Genomic DNA, 20606 nt, shown 5'->3' with positions numbered 1-20606 from the left:
GTTAATTAAAATACTTCCTTAACTCAATAATGGCTGTTCTTAACCGCGTTTTTATTGTTCCAAGCGGTATGCCCAGTTCTTCGGCGGCCTCTACGTGGGTATAACCTTTAAAGTATACCAGATCAAGTATGGCCTGCTGCTCGGGCTTCAAGGTTTTCACCATGTCTTTTATTCCCAGCAATTCGGGTTTGTAAACCGTATTTCTTTGCTCGTCAATGAAAGTTACGTTATTTTCTATCTCCTGGTTTTTAGTTTGGTTTTTAAAATCGCGCGATCGCAGCTTATCAATAGAAAGATTACGCGCAATGTTTACCATCCAGGTAAAAAGTCTGCCCTTTTCAGGGCTGTAGGCAGCAAATGAGTGCCATATTTTCACAAACGTTTCCTGCAAAACATCTTCGGCTGTAGGGGTATCATTAATAATGCGCGAAATAACGCCAAACAATGAAGCTGAGTACATATCATACAAAGCATCAATGGCTATTTTTTCACGCCTTTGCAGGGCCAGAACGAGTTCTTCTTCTGTAAGAGATATTTTCCTTTTTTTACTCAACGGGATGAATATAAAAAGGATATGTTAGATTTCAAACAGATGTTTTTCAGCATGGTAAGATGAACGCACCAATGGGCCGCTCTCTACATACCTGAATCCTTTACTTAATCCAACTTCTTTATAAAATGCAAATTGATCAGGATGTATCCAGTCAACCACCGGGTGATGATTACGTGTAGGCTGTAAATATTGGCCTAAAGTTAAAATGTGTACGCCCGCAGCCAAAAGGTCGTCCATGGCTTCTAAAACGTCAGCCTCTGTTTCACCTAAACCCAGCATAATGCCCGATTTTGTACGTAAACCTGCTTCTGATATCTGCTTTAAAGCTTCTAAACTGCGATCATATTTTGCTTGTATGCGTACCTCGCGGGTAAGTCGCCTAACGGTCTCCAAATTGTGAGATACCACCTCGGGGCGGGTTTCCAATACACGGGCCAGATTATTCCATATGCCTCTAAAATCAGGTAGCAATGTTTCTAAAGTAGTATCAGGACTTTCGCGGCGAATAGCATTGATGGTTTCTGCCCAAATAATAGAGCCTCCATCTTTTAAATCATCGCGGTCAACCGACGTAATAACACAATGCTTAACCTGCATTAACTTAACAGAATTGGCCACACGGTTAGGCTCATCAGTATCAACAGCCAACGGCCTGCCGGTTGCAACTGCGCAAAACGAGCATGAACGGGTACAAATATTACCTAATATCATAAAGGTAGCTGTGCCCGCGCCCCAGCACTCGCCCATGTTTGGGCAATTGCCGCTTTCGCAAATAGTATGCAGTTTATGGTTATCAACCAAACTACGTACATGCGCATATTCTTTTCCCGTAGGAAGCTTCACTCTCAACCAATCTGGTTTGCGTGTTTGTTGATTAGCAGGAATTACCGGCAATTCTATCATATTACAAAAGTATATAAAAACCTTTTAAAGCATTAGGTATACGGCGCAAATATTACAGCCATTTGATGCAATACTTTACGAAATAGCGTGCTCAATTACAACAAAAGGCTGTTAGAAATGTCTGCCAGATCAGCACATGGCGCTGCAAGGCCCAAGGTCTCTCCTATTTTATTGTAGATAATTGCGGAGGTTGCGCCTTGTGCACGCAGGTATTGTAAAGATGTTGAACCGGCAGACTTGGATAGTTTATCAACGCCGTTAACAGTTAGCAATTGATGATGATGAAACGTTGCGTTACTAAATTGATACAGATCAAGTACCCTGGCCAGGTAGTGCTGCGCTATGGTGGAAGGCCATAGATCCTCTCCTCGAACTATCAGGTCAACGCCAAAATGCACATCATCAATTAACGAAGAAAGCTGATAGGCAGAATGTCCGTCCTTTTTCCTCACTATAAAATTTTTCATTTCGGAAGGTAGGTTAAACTCAACCCTGCCGTTTGCGAGTGTGTTAATTGATACCGGCTCATTGTCCGTTATTAATCGCCAGGCTGAGTTAGGTGTATTAAGAGGATAAGAACTTTCTGCACATTTACAGATGTAGCCTGGTGTTTGTAACTGTTTACGCGAACAAGTGCAGGCAAAAACCAGTTTTCTTTTAGCTAACTCATCGAGTGCAGGGTTATAAAGCTCCAATCGTTGTAATTGCGACCATTGATTTTGAAATTCAGCCGCGCTGCCCGGGCCTATCTGCCATTGAATATTTAAAAATTTGAGTGTTTCAAAAACATCCTCAACATACCGCGATTCTACACGGTCGCGGTCAAGGTCGTCAATACGCAGTAGCAGACTCGCATTGGTATTTTTTGCAATAGCGGCGGTAAGTACAAACGATAGGGCATTGCCTAAATGCAAATATCCGCTGGGTGTTGGCGCTATCCTTGTTAACCTGAACTTTTCACCCCAATTGCTCATATAGAACAAAATTAAGCAGATTTATAAAGCAATACGCATAAATATTAACCGGCACATACGTTTTAAACATTATTTGCCGTTTTAATATTGTGATGCAAGGATGGGTGTGGTTGGAAAATTTAACAACTGTTTATAAATGAGCGCGATATAACGAAACCTATATTTTAATTTTTCGTTAAACTTATAAAAACTTATTAGGCATGAACAACATAAGCAATCTGCACAGCAAGGTACACACATGGCTAAGCACCATTGGCTTCCGTTTAAATACATCGCAAACTAATAAGCGGAGTAAAATAACAACCAACCACTACTTTTTTGAAACATTTAACCTATTAGAAAAAAGCAAATGGGGTGAGCAGGAAAAATCAAAGTATTTGTGCTTTGATATGTACGGCGAAAAAATAAATGTGCGCTCACTGCTTGATCTGCAAACCGCCTTTTTTGAAAATATAAGTCAGTTAAAATAACCGGTATTATATACGGCGTTTCAAGGTTATAACAACACGATCGGTAAGCTTTCCCCGGGATATTTCTACAAGAACATTTCTGCCGTCTTTTGATTTAAAAAGATCGTCAACTTGTTGTAAACTCATTCTGTTAACCGGCTTGAAGTTAATTGAAAGTATTTCATCATTTGGCAGTATGCCCACATCAGCGGCAGCTGAACCAGGATCAACTTTTTCAACAATAAGGCGGTTAAAATTTTTGCCTGCGGCATGGTAGCTCATCCCGCTCATATCATGCTCCGAAACTTCTTTAAAATTAAGGTTGGGCTTTAAACACATCATGCCATTTTGATAATCAAATATAATATCAAAGCGTTTTAAAATCCCCATACCTATACTGCCATCACGTTGCACAGTTGTTTTAAATGCGGGATCATCTGACGGAAAAGATGTTATCAAATTGCAAATTTGAAACTTTCCTATATTAATATAACCTACTCTGCCTAAATAGCCATTTATCAATCCATTAAGGCCAACTCCCAAATTGCCGGGTATGCAATTTTCGGGTATTTGACCAGCGCCTTCTAAAGACAACGCATGCCCTGCTCCCAAATCAATTAATAATTTTTTTTCGTTTAACTTACCATCAGCCACATTTACTTCGGTATGTATATATGGTTTGTTTTCTTCAACAGTTAACGGCAATATTTCTGCCTTTCTGAATATCCGCATTTTCCCAGGTGGTGTAACCACAAGGGTACTATCGGTAAAACTAACTTTCACTGCAAGGCGGTTGAAAAAGTCATGCCCTATAAGGCCGTGTATAGGAATGCCCGCGTAATCAGATAAGCCAAAAAAGTCATCCTGTAAAATAGCTGCCGATAAATTTTGGCTAACCAAGCTGCCCGCAATATTTACCTTGATAAGCGGCGCTACAACAGCTTCATATTGCTCGCGTTCACCCAGTCCGTTAATTTTAATTGTGCGTTTATTGGCAATATGCATCGAGTCAATAAGTGTATGGTCTGTTATAAGCATAATGCCTACACCTGTATCTAACACAAAATTGTAAGGGCCGCTGTTGTTAATTTTAAGCTGAATAACAACCATACTCCGCACCATCTTAAACGGAACATAAACGCGCTTTTTGCCGTCGGTAATATCAAAGTGTTGCGCCTGTACCTTTGCACTCCAAAGTGCTGATACAGCAAACACAAATAATAGAATATAACGCGCACCTCGGGGCATAATCTATTGGGCATTTACAATTGGAAAATAAATTTACATATTTTCTATTGTAAACGTACATCAGCTCAAGGCGTCATTTTATTGCTTATTTTCTTCCTTATCTTTCAGCTTACCTTCTAATTCAGGATTTTGGGGCGGAAGTTCTTTTACATTGGCTTCCACCTCAGTGTGCCTTATATAAACCGCATATGGCGCAGGCTCAATTTTACTACCTATGGCTTCGGCGTAAACCTGCGTAAATTCGGCACCTATATACAATATAGCTGATGTGTAGTAGATCCAAACTAAAATAACTATAATAGATCCCGCAGCGCCATACGCAGAACCCGGTGCAACGTTTTGTATATAGATACCTATTAAAAATTGCCCTAACATAAAAAGTATCGCGGTAAAAAAAGCACCAATACGTACATCCTTCCACCTGATATTTACATCCGGCAGAAATTTAAATATTATAGCAAACAGTACCGATATCACTATTGCTTCGATAGCCATATTAACCCCCTTCAATATCAAACCTGTTATTACAGGCAGAAAGTGTTCAATACGCGCGCTCAAAGCGTCCATTAAAAGGTTAATTAAAAGAGATGCCAGTAACAAAAAACCAAGGCTGATAATTAAAGAGAAAGACAGAAAACGGTTTTGCAGCATTTTAACCCAACCCTTTTTGGGTTTTGCTTTAACGCGCCATATAATATTTAATGAATCCTGTATCTCAATAAAAATGCTGCTGGCGCCCAACATAAGCGTTACCACACCCAACACAAAGCCAAAAGTACTTTTGCCACTTAGCTTAAGTGCAGTAACAGTTGAATGTATTTGAGTTGCTGCATCTCTACCGATGTACGTGCCAAGGTCCTGATACAACACATCACCTTTGGCAACAGGGAACAATCCAACAATCGCTATAAGTAAAAACAACAAGGGAGCTATTGAAAATACTGTGTAGTAAGCCAGTGAGGCACTCAGCTTTAAACCATTATCATTTGAAAAACTCGCGAATGTTGCTGTTAAAACCTTCCAGCATCTTTTAGCGTATGCTTTATTAATTGTCATGTTAATTAGGATATATTTGTGTATAACGCACTAACTTTTTAAATATACTTTTTGCTTATGAAAACCAACGCTTCAACCATTGGCTTGTTTAAAGTGTTTTTATTTTGCGTATTACTAAGCAATTTTAATGCCTTTGCACAAAAAACATTTGTATGGATAGTAATGCCTGGCGAGACTGTAGGCAAACAAGATTACCTAAACAGCGCGGGGCAGGCACGTGCAGAAGAACTGGCTAAAATATTAAAGCGTGAAAAAATACAGGCTATTTACACCATTGATAGCAAAGCAGCCCAACAAACTGCCAACCCATTAGCGCAAAAAGCTAAAGTATCACCACAAGTGTATGCTGATAGCATAGCAGCACTTGCTGATAAAATAAAAAAGAATTTTCACGGAAATAAAGTACTTGTTATAGCTAAGGCCGCTAACATTATCCCGTTGTTAAAATCACTTGGGGTCAAAGCACCTTTTTCGGCTGTACAAAATGATGATAACGACTTGTTGTTCGCGCTTACACTAAACACCAACTCAGATAAAGCTGAACTCTTCATTAACCATTACGGCAAAGCACAACACTCAACAGAGATACCCCAACAATTTATATTGGAGAATTTTTATCCATCATTTGTTCCGCCAATGAACAATCATTAATGGTGTGACACGATCAATAGGTCAAGATCCTTACACGGCAAAGAAAAACGTTCGGCAATATGCTTATTTGTTAAATTACCCTGATAAATATATACAGCATCGCGCACGCCTGCCTTTTGCCAGATAACATTTTTAATCCCCCCCTGCTCACCAATATCAAGCAATATAGGTGCAAAAATATTGGTCAATGCGTACGTAGCGGTGCGCGCAACACGAGAGGCTATGTTAGGTACACAATAATGTATAACATCATACTTACGGAAAACCGGATGCGTATGGTTGGTAATTTCAGAGGTTTCAAAGCAGCCACCCTGATCAATACTTACATCAATAATAACAGAGTTGGGTTTCATGCGGCTAACCGTTTCTTCCGAAACAATACATGGGCTGCGGCCATCTTCGGCACGCATGGCGCCAATGGCCACATCGCAGGTGGTTATGGCTTTTTCTAAAACAATAGGCTGCACTACTGATGTAAATACCCGTGCGCCAATATTATTTTGCAATCGGCGAAGCTTGTAAATAGATGGGTCAAAAACCTTAACCTCTGCACCTAATGATATGGCAGTACGGGCCGCATATTCTCCAACCGTACCAGCGCCTAATATTACAATCTCAGTTGGAGGAACCCCGGTTATACCCCCCAGCATCAAACCCTTTCCACCAAAAATATTACTCAGGTATTCGGCAGCAATCAAAATAGAAGTGGCACCAACTATTTCGCTCATAGCACGTACTACCGGCAATGAGTCGCCTTCGTCGCGCAGGTCCTCAAAGCAGAGCGCAGTTATTTTTTTGGCCATCATAGCCTGCAAGCACTCCGCTTTCATGGTAGAAATTTGCAAAGCAGACAGCAGTATCTGCCCAGGCTTCATCAGCTCAATTTCCTGCATGGTTGGCGGGGCAATTTTAATGATAATGTCGGCCTCGTAAACCTTTTTGGTATCAAAAACTATTTCTGCGCCCTGTTCGGCGTAATCTTTATCTAAAAATTTAGCTGCTTTGCCGGCATTGCTTTCCAGCATAACATCGTGCCCGTTGTTAACCAGCAAGGCTACCGAAAGGGGAGTGAGTGGAATGCGGTTTTCCTGAAAAGAAGTCTCTTTAGGTATGCCTATATAAAGTTTATTTTTTTTGCTTTTTACAGCCAGCAGCGCTTCCTGAGGTTGCATTAAGGCTTGTTTGGCTACATCTGAGAACCCACTGTATTTCCCTGAACTCATAACGTGTTTTTTATGGCTGATGAAGATATGAAAAATACATCACACTTTTTCAAAGCTGATGTTCCTTGCAGTATCATTTATTACACTAATGGTTACGTTGACATAATTGAGCGGAAGCATATCCGGTATTTTCTCCGGCCACTCAATAAAGCAATAATCGCCAGAGTAAAAATACTCCTCGCAACCCATGTCCAAAGCTTCTGTTTGGGTTTTAAGTCGGTAAAAGTCAAAATGAAAAATCCGACCCGCATTTGCGTTGTACTCATTAACAATTACAAAAGTTGGACTGCTAACAGCTCCGCTAACGCCCAACTCGGCACAAAGCGCTTTAATGAGTGTGGTTTTACCCGCGCCCATATCGCCATAGAATAAAAATATGCGCTCGTTACCAGCCAGGCTTAAAAGCTGTTGCGCAATTGCAGGCAGATCTGTTATTGATGTTGCTTTTAGTTGCATTGAACGCAAAAGTAAGTAAAACAACGGGCAATTAACATCCAATCAATGTGTAACTTTGTGTTAGCGAACAAATGAGAAAACTTTATGCTTTATTTTTTTTGGCAGTTGTCGGCTGCAGTCGTTCTACGCCGGTTTTAGTTAAAACGGAATTGGTTAACAACGGCATTACACTAAAAATAACGGGGCCGGACTCAACCATACTCAATGATATTGCGCGTGGTGACAGCACGGGATTGCAAGCGCTTTTCCCTGTTTACAGCATGCCTGCTGATACCGATATGAAAGACTTTCAGGACCAGCAACCAGGAAAATATTTGCTCAAAAACGGCGGAGTGTTTTTTACACCTGACACTCCTTTTAAACACCAGCAAACCTATTTTTTACGCTATTATGATTATGCCTTAAGTGGTAATGTTTGGGAGTTTATAAAAACCAATAACCATAAAGGGAAACCGCCGCATGCAGATTACACATTTACGCCATAGGGTATTGATTATCAAATAAAATTTATTATATTTGCATCGAAAAATCACAAAAGAGGGGGCCGTTAGCCCCCTCTTTTAGTTAACAATAATTTTTTGGCGCTGCAGCCGCATGCTAAACGCGCCAATTGAGGTAGATATGAATATTGAAAAAAGGGTAGCCGAACTGGTTAATGAAAAGATAGCCGAGATTGAACGCCCAGACCTGTTTTTAGTAAGCGTTAGCCTGCAAAGTAACGGCAAGCTGATAATACTGGTTGATGGCGACCAAGGTATTGGCATTGGCGAGTGTGCACAGATAAGCCGTTACGTTGGCTTTAAGCTTGAAGAAGAGGATGTTATTAAAACTGCGTATAACCTGGAGGTTTCATCCCCGGGTATTGATACGCCGCTCACACAGGCAAGGCAGTATACAAAAAATATCGGTCGTACACTGGCCATAAAAATGGCCGATGGCACCAAGCGTGAAGGCAAGCTGAACGGCTTAACCGAAGATGAGCTACAAGTTGAAGAACAAATAAAACAAAAAGGGAAAAAGGCGGAAGCAATTGAAAGCATTATCCCTTTGCACCAAATAACCGAAACAAAAGTTGTAATATCATTTAAGTAAAAGAATGAGCAATATTAATTTGATCGATTCCTTTCAGGAATTTAAAGATTTTAAGAACATTGACCGCCCTACCATGATGAGCGTGCTTGAAGACGTTTTCAGAAGCATGATCCGCAAAAAATATGGTACAGACGAAAACTGCGACGTTATTGTGAACACTGATAACGGTGACTTGGAAATATGGCGCACACGTACGGTTATGGAAGATGGGTTTAGTGAGGATGATGACCTGGAGATAGAACTGGCTGAGGCGCGTAAATATGATGAGGACCTGGAGGTTGGCGACGATTATGTTGAGTTGATCACTTTAGAAAGCTTTGGTCGCCGTGCTATTTTAGCCGCGCGCCAAACACTGGTTTCAAAAATTCTGGAACTGGAGAAAGACGAGATATTCAAAAAATACAAAGACCGTGTTGGCGAGATAGTTACCGGCGAGGTTTACCAGGTTTGGAAAAAAGAAACTTTGGTACTTGATGATGAAGGCAACGAATTATTGTTACCTAAAACAGAGCAAATACCTGCCGACTACTTTAAAAAGGGGGATAGCGTAAAAGCGATAGTTTACAAGGTTGATATGATGAACGCTAACCCGAAGATCATCATTTCCCGTACAGCTCCTGAGTTTTTACAGCGCTTATTTGAGCTGGAGGTTCCGGAGATTTTTGACGGCTTGATCACTATCAAAAAGATAGTTCGTGAACCAGGTGAACGCGCTAAGGTTGCAGTTGAATCATATGATGACCGGATTGATCCGGTAGGTGCCTGCGTGGGTATGAAAGGCTCGCGTATACACGGCATCGTTCGTGAATTGAAAAACGAAAATATAGACGTAATAAACTTTACCAACAATATTCAGTTATACATACAGCGTGCTTTATCTCCTGCAAAAATCACTTCTATTAAATTAGATGATGAGAAAAAAACAGCTGCTGTTTACTTAAAGCCAGATCAGGTATCGTTGGCTATTGGCCGTGGTGGTCATAACATTAAACTGGCAGGTAAATTAACCGGCTATGAAATTGATGTCTATCGTGAAGCGGATGAGCATGATGAGGATGTGGATATTGAAGAGTTTGCAGATGAAATTGACAGCTGGATACTTGACGAGTTTAAACGTGTAGGCTTAGATACTGCAAAATCAGTATTGGCGCTATCCGTGAATGAGCTTGTTAAGCGTACCGACCTGGAGGAAGAAACAATTAAAGATGTTTTAGCAATACTAAAAGCTGAGTTTGAATAAAATAATATAAGGCGAATTAAAAATCGTATTTTTGCTAAAGCATAGAAGACAATAACAAGAGAAAGAGGAATAAATGTCCGAAGACAAATCTATAAAATTAATAAAAGCAGTAAAGGAACTCAACATTGGCATGGGCACCATTGTAGACTTTTTGGCCGGTAAAGGCTTTAAAGTGGATAAACAGCCTATGGCTAAACTGAGTACAGAAATGTACAGCGCGTTGTTGAAGGAGTTTGCTGTTGACAAAAGTATTAAAGAAGAAGCCAAGCAGATCAGCATAGGCAAGATCAGGAAGGAGGAGGCTACAGCACCTGTTGAGAAACAGCCCGAGCCACGCCGTTCCAAAGATTTTGAGAACGAAGAGATACTGATCAAAAATGCAGGTCAGTTTGCTGTCCCTGCTGCAACTACTACGCCTAAGCCAACACCTCCGCCTGCGCCAGAACGTACTGAGAATACCGGTACTGATTCGCTTCCGGGAGTGAAAGTTGTAGGTAAAATAGATCTGAACAACTTACACGGACGCCCTCAAGTAACTGAAAGTAAGCCGGAGCCGCAAGCGCCGGCACCTGTTGCGGAAGCGCCGAAACCGGCACCGCAGCCAGAACCGGCAAAACCTGCCGAACCGGAAGCGGTTAAACCTGTTGTTGCAGAAACACCTGCACCACAACCTCCGGTTGCCGCGCCAAAAGTTGACACACCGGCACCGGTAACACCGCTTCCGGCTGCAGCTCCTGTAGCACCGCAACAACCAGTGGTTGGCGAAGAGAACGAAGTAATTCGTGCTAAAGCGGAGCGTTTAAGCGGGCCTAACATTGTAGGTAGAATTACTTTGCCTGTTAACGAGCCAAAACGCAATCCGGTAGCATCGTCTTCAAACGCTAACGCTGATCATAAACGCAAGCGTAAACGTAAAGAAGGCGGTCCGCAACAAGGCGGACAAGGTGGTCAGGGTAACAACCAGGGCCAACAAGGTCAAGGTGGTGGCCAGGGCAATAACAACCAAGGCCGTCCTGATTTTAGAAATAACAGACCTGGTGGCAATAATCAGGGCCGTCCTGATTTCAGGAATAACCGTAATGCTCCACCATCTACGCCTAAAGAAGAGCCAACAGAAAAAGATATACAAGATCAAATTAAAGCCACACTTGCCCGTTTAAGCGGCGCAGGTAAATCGGGTAAGTTTGCTCAGCGTGCTAAATTCCGCCGTCAAAAACGTGATGATGTTGCTGCATCTGCTGATGAGGCAGCAATGGAACAAGAAGCACAGTCACGCGTGCTGAAAGTTACCGAGTTTGTTACGGCAAACGAGTTGGCTATAATGATGGACGTTCAGGTAACGCAGATCATTTCAACCTGTATGAGCTTAGGCATGTTCGTATCTATCAACCAAAGGTTAGATGCGGAAACGCTTAGCATTGTTGCCGAGGAGTTTGGTTACAAGGTTGAATTTGTTAAACCTCAGGATGAGGAGGCTAACCTCGATCAGCCGGATGATCCGGCAGACCTGGTACCACGTGCGCCAATTGTAACCATAATGGGTCACGTTGACCACGGTAAAACATCGTTACTTGACTTTATACGTAAAACCAATGTAATTGGTGGCGAGGCCGGTGGTATAACCCAGCACATTGGTGCTTATGAGGTTACCTTGCCTGATAATAAAGGAAAAATTACCTTCCTGGATACACCGGGTCACGAGGCGTTTACCGCCATGCGTGCAAGGGGTGCACAGGTAACAGATATTGTAATTATAGTTATCGCTGCAGACGATAGCGTGATGCCGCAAACCCGCGAGGCAATAAACCACGCGCAGGCTGCAGGCGCACCAATCATCTTCGCTTTTAACAAAATTGATAAGCCTGGTGCTAATGCAGACAAGGTGCGTGAGCAACTATCCGCCATGAATATTTTGGTAGAGGAATGGGGCGGTAAATATCAAACTCAGGAAATATCAGCTAAAACGGGTTTAAACGTTGAGTTGTTATTAGAGAAAGTATTGCTTGAAGCGGAGTTATTGGAGCTGAAAGCTAACCCTAACAAACGTGCCGTAGGTACCGTAATTGAGGCAGCTTTAGATAAGGGCCGCGGTATTGTAACCACTATATTGGTACAATCTGGTATGTTAAAAGTGGGCGATCCAATACTGGCAGGTTGCTACAGTGGTAGGGTTAAGGCCCTGACCAATGAGCGCGGTCAGCGTGTTAATTCTGCAGGGCCATCAACCCCGGTACAGGTATTGGGTATGCAGGGTGCACCAACAGCTGGTGATAAATTCAACGCGCTTGAAAGCGAGGTTGAAGCACGCGAGATTGCCAACAAACGTATGCAATTACAGCGTGAGCAGGGCTTACGTACACAAAAACACATCACACTTGATGAGATCGGTCGTCGTTTAGCGGTAGGTAACTTTAAAGAACTTAACCTGATTGTTAAAGGTGACGTGGATGGTTCTATTGAGGCGCTATCCGACTCATTATTGAAATTATCAACAGAGCAAATACAGATCAACGTTATATCTAAAGCAGTGGGTCAGATATCAGAATCAGATGTTTTATTAGCATCTGCATCTGACGCGATCATCATCGGTTTCCAGGTACGCCCTTCAGGTGGTGCGCGTAAACTGGCTGAGCAAGAGCAGATCGATATCAGGCTGTACTCTATCATCTACGACGCTATTAACGAAATTAAAGCGGCAATGGAAGGTATGTTGGCACCTGAGTTTGAAGAGAAAATTGTTGCTAACGTTGAAATACGCGAAACCTTCAAGATCAGCAAAGTTGGTACCATTGCAGGTTGTATGGTGTTAGATGGTAAAATTACCCGTAACAGCAAGATCCGTATAGTACGTGAAGGCGTGGTAATCTACACCGGCGAGCTTGCTTCGTTGAAACGTTACAAAGATGATGTAAAAGAAGTAAATCAAGGTTACGAGTGCGGTTTGAACATTGCCAACTTTAACAATATTGAAGTAGGCGATATAGTAGAAGCATACGAGAATGTAGAAGTTAAACGTAAGTTGTAATAACTTTACCTCATAAAACTAAAATCCCCCGATCACTAGGGGGATTTTTTATTTCCCTCTAAACTGCGGCTTCCTTTTCTCCAAAAAGGCCTTTGTTCCCTCTACCCTATCCTCGGTAGCGAAGCATTGTGTAAAACCGTTAATTTCTGTTTCAAAACCATCGGCGTTACCTGCGGCATTTATAGCTTTTATGGCCGCTGCTACACCCAGAGGTGCGCGGGTTAATATTTTTTGCAGCAGGTCCTCTGCTTTAGGTAATAAATCTCCAGGCTCTACTACGTGGTTAACCAATCCAAAATAAAGCGCCTGTTCGGCTGTCATCATATCGGCAGTTAATATCATTTCAAAAGCCTTGCCTTTCCCTATCAGTTTTGTAAGGCGTTGCGTACCTCCGTAGCCAGGTATTAGGCCCAACGTAAGTTCGGGTAACCCCACTTTTGCATTTTCTGAAGCTACACGGATATGACAGGCCATAGCCAATTCTAATCCGCCACCTAAAGCAAACCCATTTATAGCAGCTATTACAGGTTTATTGCCGTTCTCTATGAAGTTAAAAACTTTATCATGTGCATTACGTGCCATTTGTTCTGCCCCTGCTTTGTCAAGCGCATTTAGCTCGCTTATGTCGGCACCGGCAACAAAGGCTTTCTGTCCGCCCCCGGTTATGATCACGCCACCAATGCTATCATCGGCGAATGCGGCTGCAAATGCAACATGTAATTCGCTTAGCGTTGCTGCATTCAAGGCATTCAATTTACTTTCCCTGTTAATGGTGATGTAAAGTATGCGTTGCTTTTGCTCGGTTAATAAATTCTGGTAACTCATCTTTTATAAGATTACGTCCGCTTAATTACGAATTATAAAGTTAACTGATAAAGCAGCGCCTGCAGCTCCTTAATGCGAGATTGCGTTGTAAGGGTTTTGGCATTTAAAGCCGTCATTGTGGCTATTGAACCACCTTCGTTTATTGACTTCATCATTGCAGCGTGCTGGTCGCGATATACTAACCAGGCATTCTGTACCTTGACAAGCGTTGCGCGTTGTTTGGTGTTACAGGCGGCAACAACTTTCTTGTAGAGCGTATTTAATTGTTTATCGGCAGCGGTAAATTCTTCCTGCGCGCAAAGGTTTAATTCTGTTTGCGTGGTGGCATTGGCGCAGTCAACCTTACGTTGGGCACGAGCGTTAATATTTGCTACTAACATTAATGTAAGAATAAAAAGTATAGCTTTCATATCAATTAAAATTAATAAGAATTTTAGCCAATACCTTTCCTATGCCTTTGTATAGAAGATAAATCAGCAATGAACTGAGCATCAAAATTGTTGAATTAAAAAGGTAGTTAGGCCGTATAGCGGTGTGCCAGCCTGGAGATAGCGAGACAAATAAATCCGAAATAAACACATCCTGCCAAATTAAACGCAATAACACATTGATGCAGATAAAGGTTAGTAATGCAGCAAGTATTTTGATAAGTATAGGTTTATTTTTCATAAAATAATTAATCTGATTGAAATCTGACACACTACTCTACCATTTCCACCACCCTCAATATGGCATCTACATACTCGCGGTTATTGGCTAAGCGCGGCACCTTATGTTGCCCCCCTAACTTGCCTTTCTCCTTCATCCAGTTAAAGAAAGTTCCTTCGGGCATATTGCGTACTATCGGGCGGCGCAGGGCCATGTCTTTAAAGCGTTTGGCATCATAATCTGAATTTACACGACGCAGGGTTTCGTCCATTATATCCACAAATCGCTCAAATTCCGACGGACGTTTTTCGAATTCTATCAGCCATTCGTGGGCTCCGCACTCATCTCCATTGAAATAAACAGGGGCTGCTGTGTAATCACGTATAATAGCATCGGTCTGCATACAAGCTTCCTCTAAAGCACGTTCAGCGTTATCAATTATGACCTCTTCACCAAAGGCATTGATGAAGTGTTTAGTACGCCCGGTTATTTGAATACGGAAGGGATCAAGTGATGTAAATTTAATGGTATCTCCTATCATGTATCGCCATAAACCACCATTGGTACTGATAATAAGCGCGTAGTTTTTACCTATCTGCACTTCATCTAATGTTAGCGTACGCGGATGTTCTTCGCCTAAATTTTCTATTGGCAAAAACTCATAGAAAACGCCATAATCCAACATCAATAGCATTTCGCCCGGTTCTTTGGTATCCTGTATACCGAAAAAGCCTTCCGATGCATTATAAGTTTCGAGGTAATACATATCCTCGCTCGGTATCAGTTTTTTAAACTGCTCACGATAGGGAGTAAAATTAACCGCCCCATGGAAATACATTTCCAGATTGGGCCATACCTCCAACAGATTTTTTTTACCCGTTATCTCCAAAATACGTTTAAACAGCAACAGATTCCAGGTAGGTACACCACTTATGCTGGTTACATTAACATCTTTGGTGGCATACGCCATGCGCTCTATCTTCTCTTCGAAATTTTCCAGCAAAGCAATATCCAGATCAGGGGTGCGGTGAAACTCGGCCCAAAGGGGCAGATTCTTCATCAATACTGCTGAAAGGTCCCCAAAAGAGGTATCCGGACTAAGCTGACTAATCTGATGACTGCCACCTAAGGTCAGGATCTTACCGGTGAACATCCGGGCATCTGGCCGATTGTTAAAATAGATGGTGAGCATATCCCTCCCACCTTTAAAATGGCACTCTTCCAGCGCGTCTTCGCTTACCGGGATAAACTTGCTCCTGTCGTTAGTAGTGCCTGATGATTTGGCAAACCACCTGATCTCGGATGGCCACAACACATTTTGTTCGCCTTGCAGCATACGCTCAATGTAGGGTTTCAGCGTATCGTAAGTTTGTATGGGTACGCGCTCCTTAAACTCGGTAAGGTTGGTAATGCTTTTATAGTGATGCTTTTTACCCCACTCGGTATTTTCTGCACGGGTAACCAGTTGCTCAAACCATTCTTCCTGCACCTCATTTGGATATTTCATAAAAAGCTCGATCTGGTGGATGCGCTTTTTCATGAACCATGTAAATACGGAGTTAAAGAGGGTCATATTAATGGTTTATATTTTAACTGGTTTGTTTCTGACCATCAGCGGTAAATACCTTACGCTTCAACACAAAGTTGGCTCCAAGATATACTTTACGTACCATTTCGTTTTCGGCTAATACTTCGGGGACACCGCTCTCCAATATTTTGCCTTCAAACAGCAAATAAGCCCTATCTGTAATAGACAGGGTTTCCTGTACGTTGTGGTCAGTTATTAATATACCAATATTGCGGTACTTTAGTTTGGCTACCATTGATTGAATTTCTTCTACGGCAATGGGGTCAACACCTGCAAATGGTTCATCTAACAGTATAAAATTAGGTTCGGCTGCTAAAGCGCGGGCAATTTCGGTACGGCGGCGCTCACCTCCGGATAACAAGTCGCCACGGTTACGGCGCACCTTGTGTAAACTGAACTCATCTATCAACATTTCCAGTTTTTCCTGTTGCTGAACTTTAGAAAAACTACCCATTTCCAATACAGCCTTAATATTATCCTCAACAGTCAGTTTCCTGAAAACAGATGCCTCCTGCGCCAGGTAACCAATGCCTTTTTGCGCGCGACGATACATTGGATCGGTTGTAATGTCTTGGTCATCCAAATAGATGGTGCCCTCGTTTGGTTTTATCAGGCCAACAATCATATAAAACGATGTGGTTTTACCGGCACCATTAGGCCCAAGCAAACCCACTATCTCACCCTGTTCCACGTTAAATGAAACATCATTAACAACAGTACGCTGTTTATATTTTTTTATTAAATGTTCTGCTCTTAGTTGCATTGTCTGAACTATGATTGGTATGATTAAAAGATTATATGAGTAAATCTGTACTTGTCAAACCCTGATCACTAATCAACTAATCTCTGATTAACTAATCTCTAACCCTTATCCCTTTTATATTTAACTGTATGGTTCGTCTTTCGCGCCATACGTTTTCTTCAATACTATAGCAAATATCAAAAGGCACATCCCTTTTTATTTTTGATGCGTATTCGCCATGGTTAAAGGCAATGCAATCAAAATGTGCCGAGCCGGGTTGCATCACCGTCATTTTAATGTGGTTACTACCTACTATTGCCGGACTACCGCTAACATACACATTTTTACTAATGAACACCGGTGCCATGTTCTCCGGCCCAAACGGCGCAAACTGGTTCAGTATCCTGAAAAACTTAGGCTCTATCTGTTCTAAACGCAATTCGGCATCTATTTGTATTTGCTGTATAAGTTGCTCATTGGTTATGGTGCTGCTAACCACCTCTTCAAACCTGTCAATAAAGGCAGGTACATTTTCCGGCTCAAGTGTTAAACCCGCGGCGTACTTATGCCCGCCAAACTGTAACAGCAGATCGCTGCAGCCGCAAAGCGCCTCGTAAAGGTCGTAACCCAAAACCGAGCGTGCCGAACCGGCCACATGTCCGTTAGATTGCGTTAACACTACTGTTGGGCGGTAATATTTTTCAGTAAGTCGCGAAGCCACAATGCCTATCACGCCCTTGTGCCAGTTCTCGTTAAATACGACGGTAGATTTACGACTGATCATCACATCGTCACTACCTATCATTTCCAGTGCCTGGTCGGTTATAGTAAGATCGTGTTCTTTACGCTCTGTATTTTTTATGTTGATCAGATCACCTTTGAGCTGGGCTTCAGCTTCGTTGCATGCAACTAACAGCTCAACAGCATGTTTGGCATCATCAATACGGCCAGCTGCGTTGATACGCGGCCCCAGTAAAAAAACAATGTCTGATATGGTATAGCTAATGTTTTTACCGGCAACACCCATCAGCGTTTTTAAACCGATGCAGGGCTCAGCATTTAGCCGTTGCAAACCAAAATAAGCCAGCGTTCGATTCTCTCCGGTTATGGGCACAATGTCGCAGGCTATACTTACGGCTACCAGATCTGCGTAGCGAGCTACCTTTTCAAAGTCGATATTATTTTTCTCGGCAAAAGCCTGTATTAATTTAAAGCCAATGCCGCAGCCGGACAGTTCTTTGTAAGGATAATTACAATCGGATTGCTTGGGGTCTAAAACTGCTACCGCATCCGGTATTTCATTGCCGGGGGTATGGTGGTCGCATATCACAAAGTCAACCCCTAAAGTATTGGCATAGGCAACTTTATCAACTGATTTAATACCGCAATCCAATGCTACTATCAGCGTGAATCCGTTTTGCGCGGCGTAGTCAATGCCTTGCTGCGATACACCATAACCTTCTTTATAGCGGTCGGGTATATAATATTCAATAAAACTATGATACTGCTTAAAAAAGCTGTAAACCACCGCTACCGAAGTGGTGCCATCCACGTCGTAATCGCCGTAAATTAAAACCTTTTCTTTGTTGATGATTGCCTGTTCAATGCGCTCAATAGCCTGCTCCATTCCTTTCATCAGGAAGGGATCATGCAGGTGACGAATGTCGGGTCTGAAGAAGTATCTCGCCTCCTCAAAAGTACTTACGCCGCGCTGCAACAGCATAGTACTCAAAACCGGATCGATATTAAGCTCCGCTGCTAACCTATTTACGTCAGCAATAGCCGGAACTTCCTTAATCGACCACCGTTTATTCATATCTTTGTAGCTTAAAACAGTAAATATAGGTTTGGATGTGCGGATTTGAAAATGTGCAGATATGCAAGATTACTTAAACACACACGCTTTCCATTTAAAACTGTTGTAAAATAAGTATTTAATAAAACATAACAATTCAAAAAATATTGCACTTATGCACATTCGCATAAAAGCATAACATACGCATGAAAATATTCGCATTAAGTGAGGGCTCTTACTCGGTAGATGCATCAAAGAAGTTCATTCCCTTCGATCCGCAAAAACACAATTACCGCGACCGTCCCGGTTCGCTGTTTATACATGTTAATCCATTTTTAGTACAAACCGCAACCGATCTTATCGTGATGGATGCTGGTTTGGGTTATAAGGATGAGGACGGCGAGTTAATTTTGCATAAAAATATCCGCAAGGCCGGCTTTGATCCTGAAGATGTAACACTCGTACTCATGTCGCATCTGCATTATGACCACTCTGGCGGTTTGGTGGTTGAGCGCGACGGCAAACTGGAGCCCAGCTTTCCGGGTGCAGAGCATGTAATTAACCGCATGGAATGGGAAACGGCTTACACCAAGGTTTCAGACTCTTACCATACTGAAATATTTGACGTATTACAGCGCTCAGCTAACATTACTTTTATTGAGGACGATGGCGAGTTTAAGGCGGGTATAAAGTATGAACATTCGGGTGGTCATAGTCCATATCATCAGGTATTTTGGTTGACAGACGGTGAAGACAAATGTTTTTTTGGAGGCGATGAACTGCCAGAGCCGGAGCAACTAATAAGAAAATTTATAGCTAAATACGACTATGATGGCCGCAAAGCCATGGAGCTGCGCGAGATCTACGGTACAAAAGCAGCGCAAGAAGGCTGGACTTGCTTATTTTATCATGCTAAGTCAAAGCCAGTTGGCAAGGTGGGTTTAAACGAGAACGGTTTTGTTATTTAATTATTTCTGAAATGGCTCAAAACAATACCATACTGATAGTTGACGATATACACCCCATTTTTATTGAACAGGCGGAAGCTATGGGCTACGTCTGCGACTATCGACCAACTATAAAATTAGCCGAGGCGCTTGAAATTATCAGCACTTATGCCGGCCTGGTTATCCGTTCAAAATTTAACGTTGACAAACGGGTTTTTGATGCTGCCGCGAACCTACGATTTATTTGCCGTGCAGGAGCAGGTATGGACAATATTGATGAGGCTTATGCTAAAGAAAAAAACGTGCTGCTCATTAACGCTTCCGAGGGTAATATGGATGCGGTAGGAGAACACGCTATAGGCTTGCTGCTTTCGTTAATGAATAACTTTAACCAGGCAAACGCGCAGGTAAGGGCAGGCGTTTGGGACAGGGAAGGCAATCGCGGCTATGAATTAAAAGGCAAAACAGTAGGCATTATTGGCTATGGCTTTATGGGCCGTAGCTTTGCCAAAAAGCTTTCTGGCTTTGATGTTAATGTTATTGCTTACGATAAGTACAAAACCGGGTTTAGCGACAAATATGCCCGTGAGGTAAGCATGGAAGAAATTGTTAAGCATGCAGACGTTTTGAGTTTGCACATCCCCTTAACTAAAGAAACTAAAGGACTGATTGATGATGAATATCTGTTCCATTTTAAAAAGCCTATTTTTTTCATTAACACCTCGCGTGGTGGCGTAGCTAAAGTGCAGGCTATTTTGAATGCAATTAAACAAGGCAAAATTTTAGGTGCGGGACTGGATGTTTTAGAAACCGAGAAATTCCCTGCTCTGGCAGAGCAATCCTGGTTTGAAGAATTAAAGCAAAGCGGAAAAGTTTTACTTACCCCACATGTAGCCGGCTGGACATTTGATTCGTACAAAAGAATAAGTGAGGTAATGGCGGGCAAGCTGCGCGTTGCAGAGATTAGTGATTAGTTGATCAGAGATTAGTTAACCATTCAAAAAACTAATCTCTAATCAACCAATTAACTGATCACTATTTTTCGTGCTCTGCATAAAAAATTTGGAGATTAAAATTTAAATCTCTTATCTTCGTTTAATACTGAAAGCAAGACTATATGGGTAATACCTGCATAGTCTTGTTTGTTTTTTATAACGATGCGTCCTTTCTTTAAGCAGGGAGGGCGGTTTT

Annotated in this window: 20 protein-coding genes; 8 read left to right on the top strand and 12 right to left on the bottom strand. The window is 42.1% G+C overall.

Going from position 1 to position 20606, the window contains the following annotated elements:
* Position 1: 1 nt before the first annotated feature.
* The 3 genes from CLV57_RS03415 to CLV57_RS03405 form a co-directional block, all read right to left on the bottom strand.
* Positions 2–553 (bottom strand): RNA polymerase sigma factor, encoded by a 552-nt coding sequence (locus tag CLV57_RS03415; RefSeq protein WP_100339942.1) that lies wholly within the window; start codon positions 551–553, stop codon positions 2–4.
* A gap of 24 nt (positions 554–577) precedes the next feature.
* A complete protein-coding gene (gene lipA / locus CLV57_RS03410; RefSeq protein ID WP_100339941.1) occupies positions 578–1456 on the bottom strand; it encodes a lipoyl synthase in 879 nt (292 codons plus the stop codon).
* A 95-nt stretch (positions 1457–1551) separates the two neighbouring features.
* Positions 1552–2430, bottom strand: coding sequence for a glutamate--tRNA ligase family protein (locus tag CLV57_RS03405; RefSeq protein ID WP_100339940.1), 879 nt, complete (start codon positions 2428–2430; stop codon positions 1552–1554).
* 200 nt (positions 2431–2630) lie between these two features.
* On the opposite strand from CLV57_RS03405, the gene CLV57_RS03400 reads away from it, so the two are divergent.
* Entirely contained in the window at positions 2631–2900 is a 270-nt protein-coding gene (locus CLV57_RS03400; protein WP_100339939.1) for a hypothetical protein, read from the top strand.
* Between the two features lie 6 nt (positions 2901–2906).
* Here CLV57_RS03400 and CLV57_RS03395 read toward each other — a convergent pair whose 3' ends face one another.
* Positions 2907–4127, bottom strand: a complete 1221-nt coding sequence (locus tag CLV57_RS03395) for a PDZ domain-containing protein (RefSeq protein WP_100339938.1) — start codon at positions 4125–4127, stop codon at positions 2907–2909.
* A 78-nt stretch (positions 4128–4205) separates the two neighbouring features.
* Positions 4206–5183, bottom strand: coding sequence for a YihY/virulence factor BrkB family protein (locus tag CLV57_RS03390; protein ID WP_100339937.1), 978 nt, complete (start codon positions 5181–5183; stop codon positions 4206–4208).
* 57 nt (positions 5184–5240) lie between these two features.
* Here CLV57_RS03390 and CLV57_RS03385 point away from each other — a divergent pair, with 57 nt between their 5' ends.
* Positions 5241–5834, top strand: coding sequence for a histidine phosphatase family protein (locus tag CLV57_RS03385; protein ID WP_100339936.1), 594 nt, complete (start codon positions 5241–5243; stop codon positions 5832–5834).
* Here CLV57_RS03385 and CLV57_RS03380 read toward each other — a convergent pair.
* Together CLV57_RS03380 and tsaE are read right to left on the bottom strand one after the other, a co-directional pair.
* Positions 5831–7057 carry an alanine dehydrogenase gene (locus CLV57_RS03380; protein WP_100339935.1) on the bottom strand — a complete coding sequence of 409 codons (1227 nt, stop codon included), beginning with the start codon at positions 7055–7057 and terminating at the stop codon, positions 5831–5833. The two genes, CLV57_RS03385 and CLV57_RS03380, sit on opposite strands and share 4 nt — an antisense overlap.
* 39 nt (positions 7058–7096) lie before the next feature.
* Positions 7097–7513 (bottom strand): tRNA (adenosine(37)-N6)-threonylcarbamoyltransferase complex ATPase subunit type 1 TsaE, encoded by a 417-nt coding sequence (gene tsaE, locus CLV57_RS03375; protein ID WP_100339934.1) that lies wholly within the window; start codon positions 7511–7513, stop codon positions 7097–7099.
* Positions 7514–7584: 71 nt separating this feature from the next.
* Between tsaE and CLV57_RS03370 the strand changes: the two genes are divergently transcribed.
* From CLV57_RS03370 to infB, 4 genes are all read left to right on the top strand, one after another.
* Positions 7585–7998, top strand: coding sequence for a hypothetical protein (locus tag CLV57_RS03370; protein WP_100339933.1), 414 nt, complete (start codon positions 7585–7587; stop codon positions 7996–7998).
* A 136-nt stretch (positions 7999–8134) separates the two neighbouring features.
* On the top strand, positions 8135–8605 hold the full coding sequence (locus tag CLV57_RS03365) for a ribosome maturation factor RimP (protein ID WP_100341295.1): 471 nt from the start codon (positions 8135–8137) through the stop codon (positions 8603–8605).
* 4 nt (positions 8606–8609) lie between these two features.
* Entirely contained in the window at positions 8610–9845 is a 1236-nt protein-coding gene (nusA, locus tag CLV57_RS03360; protein ID WP_100339932.1) for a transcription termination factor NusA, read from the top strand.
* 73 nt (positions 9846–9918) lie between these two features.
* Positions 9919–12870 (top strand): translation initiation factor IF-2, encoded by a 2952-nt coding sequence (gene infB / locus CLV57_RS03355; protein ID WP_100339931.1) that lies wholly within the window; start codon positions 9919–9921, stop codon positions 12868–12870.
* 48 nt (positions 12871–12918) lie between these two features.
* Here the strand turns inward: infB and CLV57_RS03350 are convergent, their stop codons facing one another.
* The 5 genes from CLV57_RS03350 to recJ all read right to left on the bottom strand — a co-directional run bounded on the left by CLV57_RS03350 (position 12919) and on the right by recJ (position 18489).
* A complete protein-coding gene (locus CLV57_RS03350; RefSeq protein ID WP_100339930.1) occupies positions 12919–13695 on the bottom strand; it encodes an enoyl-CoA hydratase/isomerase family protein in 777 nt (258 codons plus the stop codon).
* A gap of 32 nt (positions 13696–13727) precedes the next feature.
* Positions 13728–14105, bottom strand: coding sequence for a lysozyme inhibitor LprI family protein (locus CLV57_RS03345; protein ID WP_100339929.1), 378 nt, complete (start codon positions 14103–14105; stop codon positions 13728–13730).
* A 290-nt stretch (positions 14106–14395) separates the two neighbouring features.
* Positions 14396–15916, bottom strand: a complete 1521-nt coding sequence (locus CLV57_RS03335; RefSeq protein WP_100339927.1) for a GH3 auxin-responsive promoter family protein — start codon at positions 15914–15916, stop codon at positions 14396–14398.
* A gap of 16 nt (positions 15917–15932) precedes the next feature.
* Positions 15933–16694 carry an LPS export ABC transporter ATP-binding protein gene (gene lptB, locus CLV57_RS03330; protein ID WP_100339926.1) on the bottom strand — a complete coding sequence of 254 codons (762 nt, stop codon included), beginning with the start codon at positions 16692–16694 and terminating at the stop codon, positions 15933–15935.
* Positions 16695–16785: 91 nt separating this feature from the next.
* Positions 16786–18489, bottom strand: coding sequence for a single-stranded-DNA-specific exonuclease RecJ (recJ, locus tag CLV57_RS03325; protein WP_100339925.1), 1704 nt, complete (start codon positions 18487–18489; stop codon positions 16786–16788).
* Between the two features lie 185 nt (positions 18490–18674).
* Between recJ and CLV57_RS03320 the strand changes: the two genes are divergently transcribed.
* Both CLV57_RS03320 and CLV57_RS03315 read left to right on the top strand, forming a co-directional pair.
* A complete protein-coding gene (locus CLV57_RS03320; protein ID WP_100339924.1) occupies positions 18675–19436 on the top strand; it encodes an MBL fold metallo-hydrolase in 762 nt (253 codons plus the stop codon).
* Between the two features lie 11 nt (positions 19437–19447).
* On the top strand, positions 19448–20389 hold the full coding sequence (locus tag CLV57_RS03315; RefSeq protein WP_100339923.1) for an NAD(P)-dependent oxidoreductase: 942 nt from the start codon (positions 19448–19450) through the stop codon (positions 20387–20389).
* Positions 20390–20606: the final 217 nt, after the last annotated feature.

The sequence above is a fragment of the Mucilaginibacter auburnensis genome (assembly GCF_002797815.1).
Classification (GTDB): Bacteria; Bacteroidota; Bacteroidia; order Sphingobacteriales; family Sphingobacteriaceae; genus Mucilaginibacter; species Mucilaginibacter auburnensis.
Note: the sequence above shows the minus strand (reverse complement) of the source record. Positions and strands in the feature narration are given on the sequence as shown.

Coding starts and splice junctions, on each gene's coding strand:
- lipA (WP_100339941.1), bottom strand. CDS start 1,456: ATGATAGAATTGCCGGTAATTCCTGCTAATCAACAAACACGCAAACCA.
- recJ (WP_100339925.1), bottom strand. CDS start 18,489: ATGAATAAACGGTGGTCGATTAAGGAAGTTCCGGCTATTGCTGACGTA.
- CLV57_RS03370 (WP_100339933.1), top strand. CDS start 7,585: ATGAGAAAACTTTATGCTTTATTTTTTTTGGCAGTTGTCGGCTGCAGT.
- CLV57_RS03385 (WP_100339936.1), top strand. CDS start 5,241: ATGAAAACCAACGCTTCAACCATTGGCTTGTTTAAAGTGTTTTTATTT.
- CLV57_RS03335 (WP_100339927.1), bottom strand. CDS start 15,916: ATGACCCTCTTTAACTCCGTATTTACATGGTTCATGAAAAAGCGCATC.
- CLV57_RS03345 (WP_100339929.1), bottom strand. CDS start 14,105: ATGAAAGCTATACTTTTTATTCTTACATTAATGTTAGTAGCAAATATT.
- CLV57_RS03380 (WP_100339935.1), bottom strand. CDS start 7,057: ATGAGTTCAGGGAAATACAGTGGGTTCTCAGATGTAGCCAAACAAGCC.
- nusA (WP_100339932.1), top strand. CDS start 8,610: ATGAGCAATATTAATTTGATCGATTCCTTTCAGGAATTTAAAGATTTT.
- CLV57_RS03395 (WP_100339938.1), bottom strand. CDS start 4,127: ATGCCCCGAGGTGCGCGTTATATTCTATTATTTGTGTTTGCTGTATCA.
- CLV57_RS03400 (WP_100339939.1), top strand. CDS start 2,631: ATGAACAACATAAGCAATCTGCACAGCAAGGTACACACATGGCTAAGC.
- tsaE (WP_100339934.1), bottom strand. CDS start 7,513: ATGCAACTAAAAGCAACATCAATAACAGATCTGCCTGCAATTGCGCAA.
- CLV57_RS03365 (WP_100341295.1), top strand. CDS start 8,135: ATGAATATTGAAAAAAGGGTAGCCGAACTGGTTAATGAAAAGATAGCC.
- CLV57_RS03390 (WP_100339937.1), bottom strand. CDS start 5,183: ATGACAATTAATAAAGCATACGCTAAAAGATGCTGGAAGGTTTTAACA.
- CLV57_RS03405 (WP_100339940.1), bottom strand. CDS start 2,430: ATGAGCAATTGGGGTGAAAAGTTCAGGTTAACAAGGATAGCGCCAACA.
- CLV57_RS03315 (WP_100339923.1), top strand. CDS start 19,448: ATGGCTCAAAACAATACCATACTGATAGTTGACGATATACACCCCATT.
- CLV57_RS03320 (WP_100339924.1), top strand. CDS start 18,675: ATGAAAATATTCGCATTAAGTGAGGGCTCTTACTCGGTAGATGCATCA.
- lptB (WP_100339926.1), bottom strand. CDS start 16,694: ATGCAACTAAGAGCAGAACATTTAATAAAAAAATATAAACAGCGTACT.
- infB (WP_100339931.1), top strand. CDS start 9,919: ATGTCCGAAGACAAATCTATAAAATTAATAAAAGCAGTAAAGGAACTC.
- CLV57_RS03350 (WP_100339930.1), bottom strand. CDS start 13,695: ATGAGTTACCAGAATTTATTAACCGAGCAAAAGCAACGCATACTTTAC.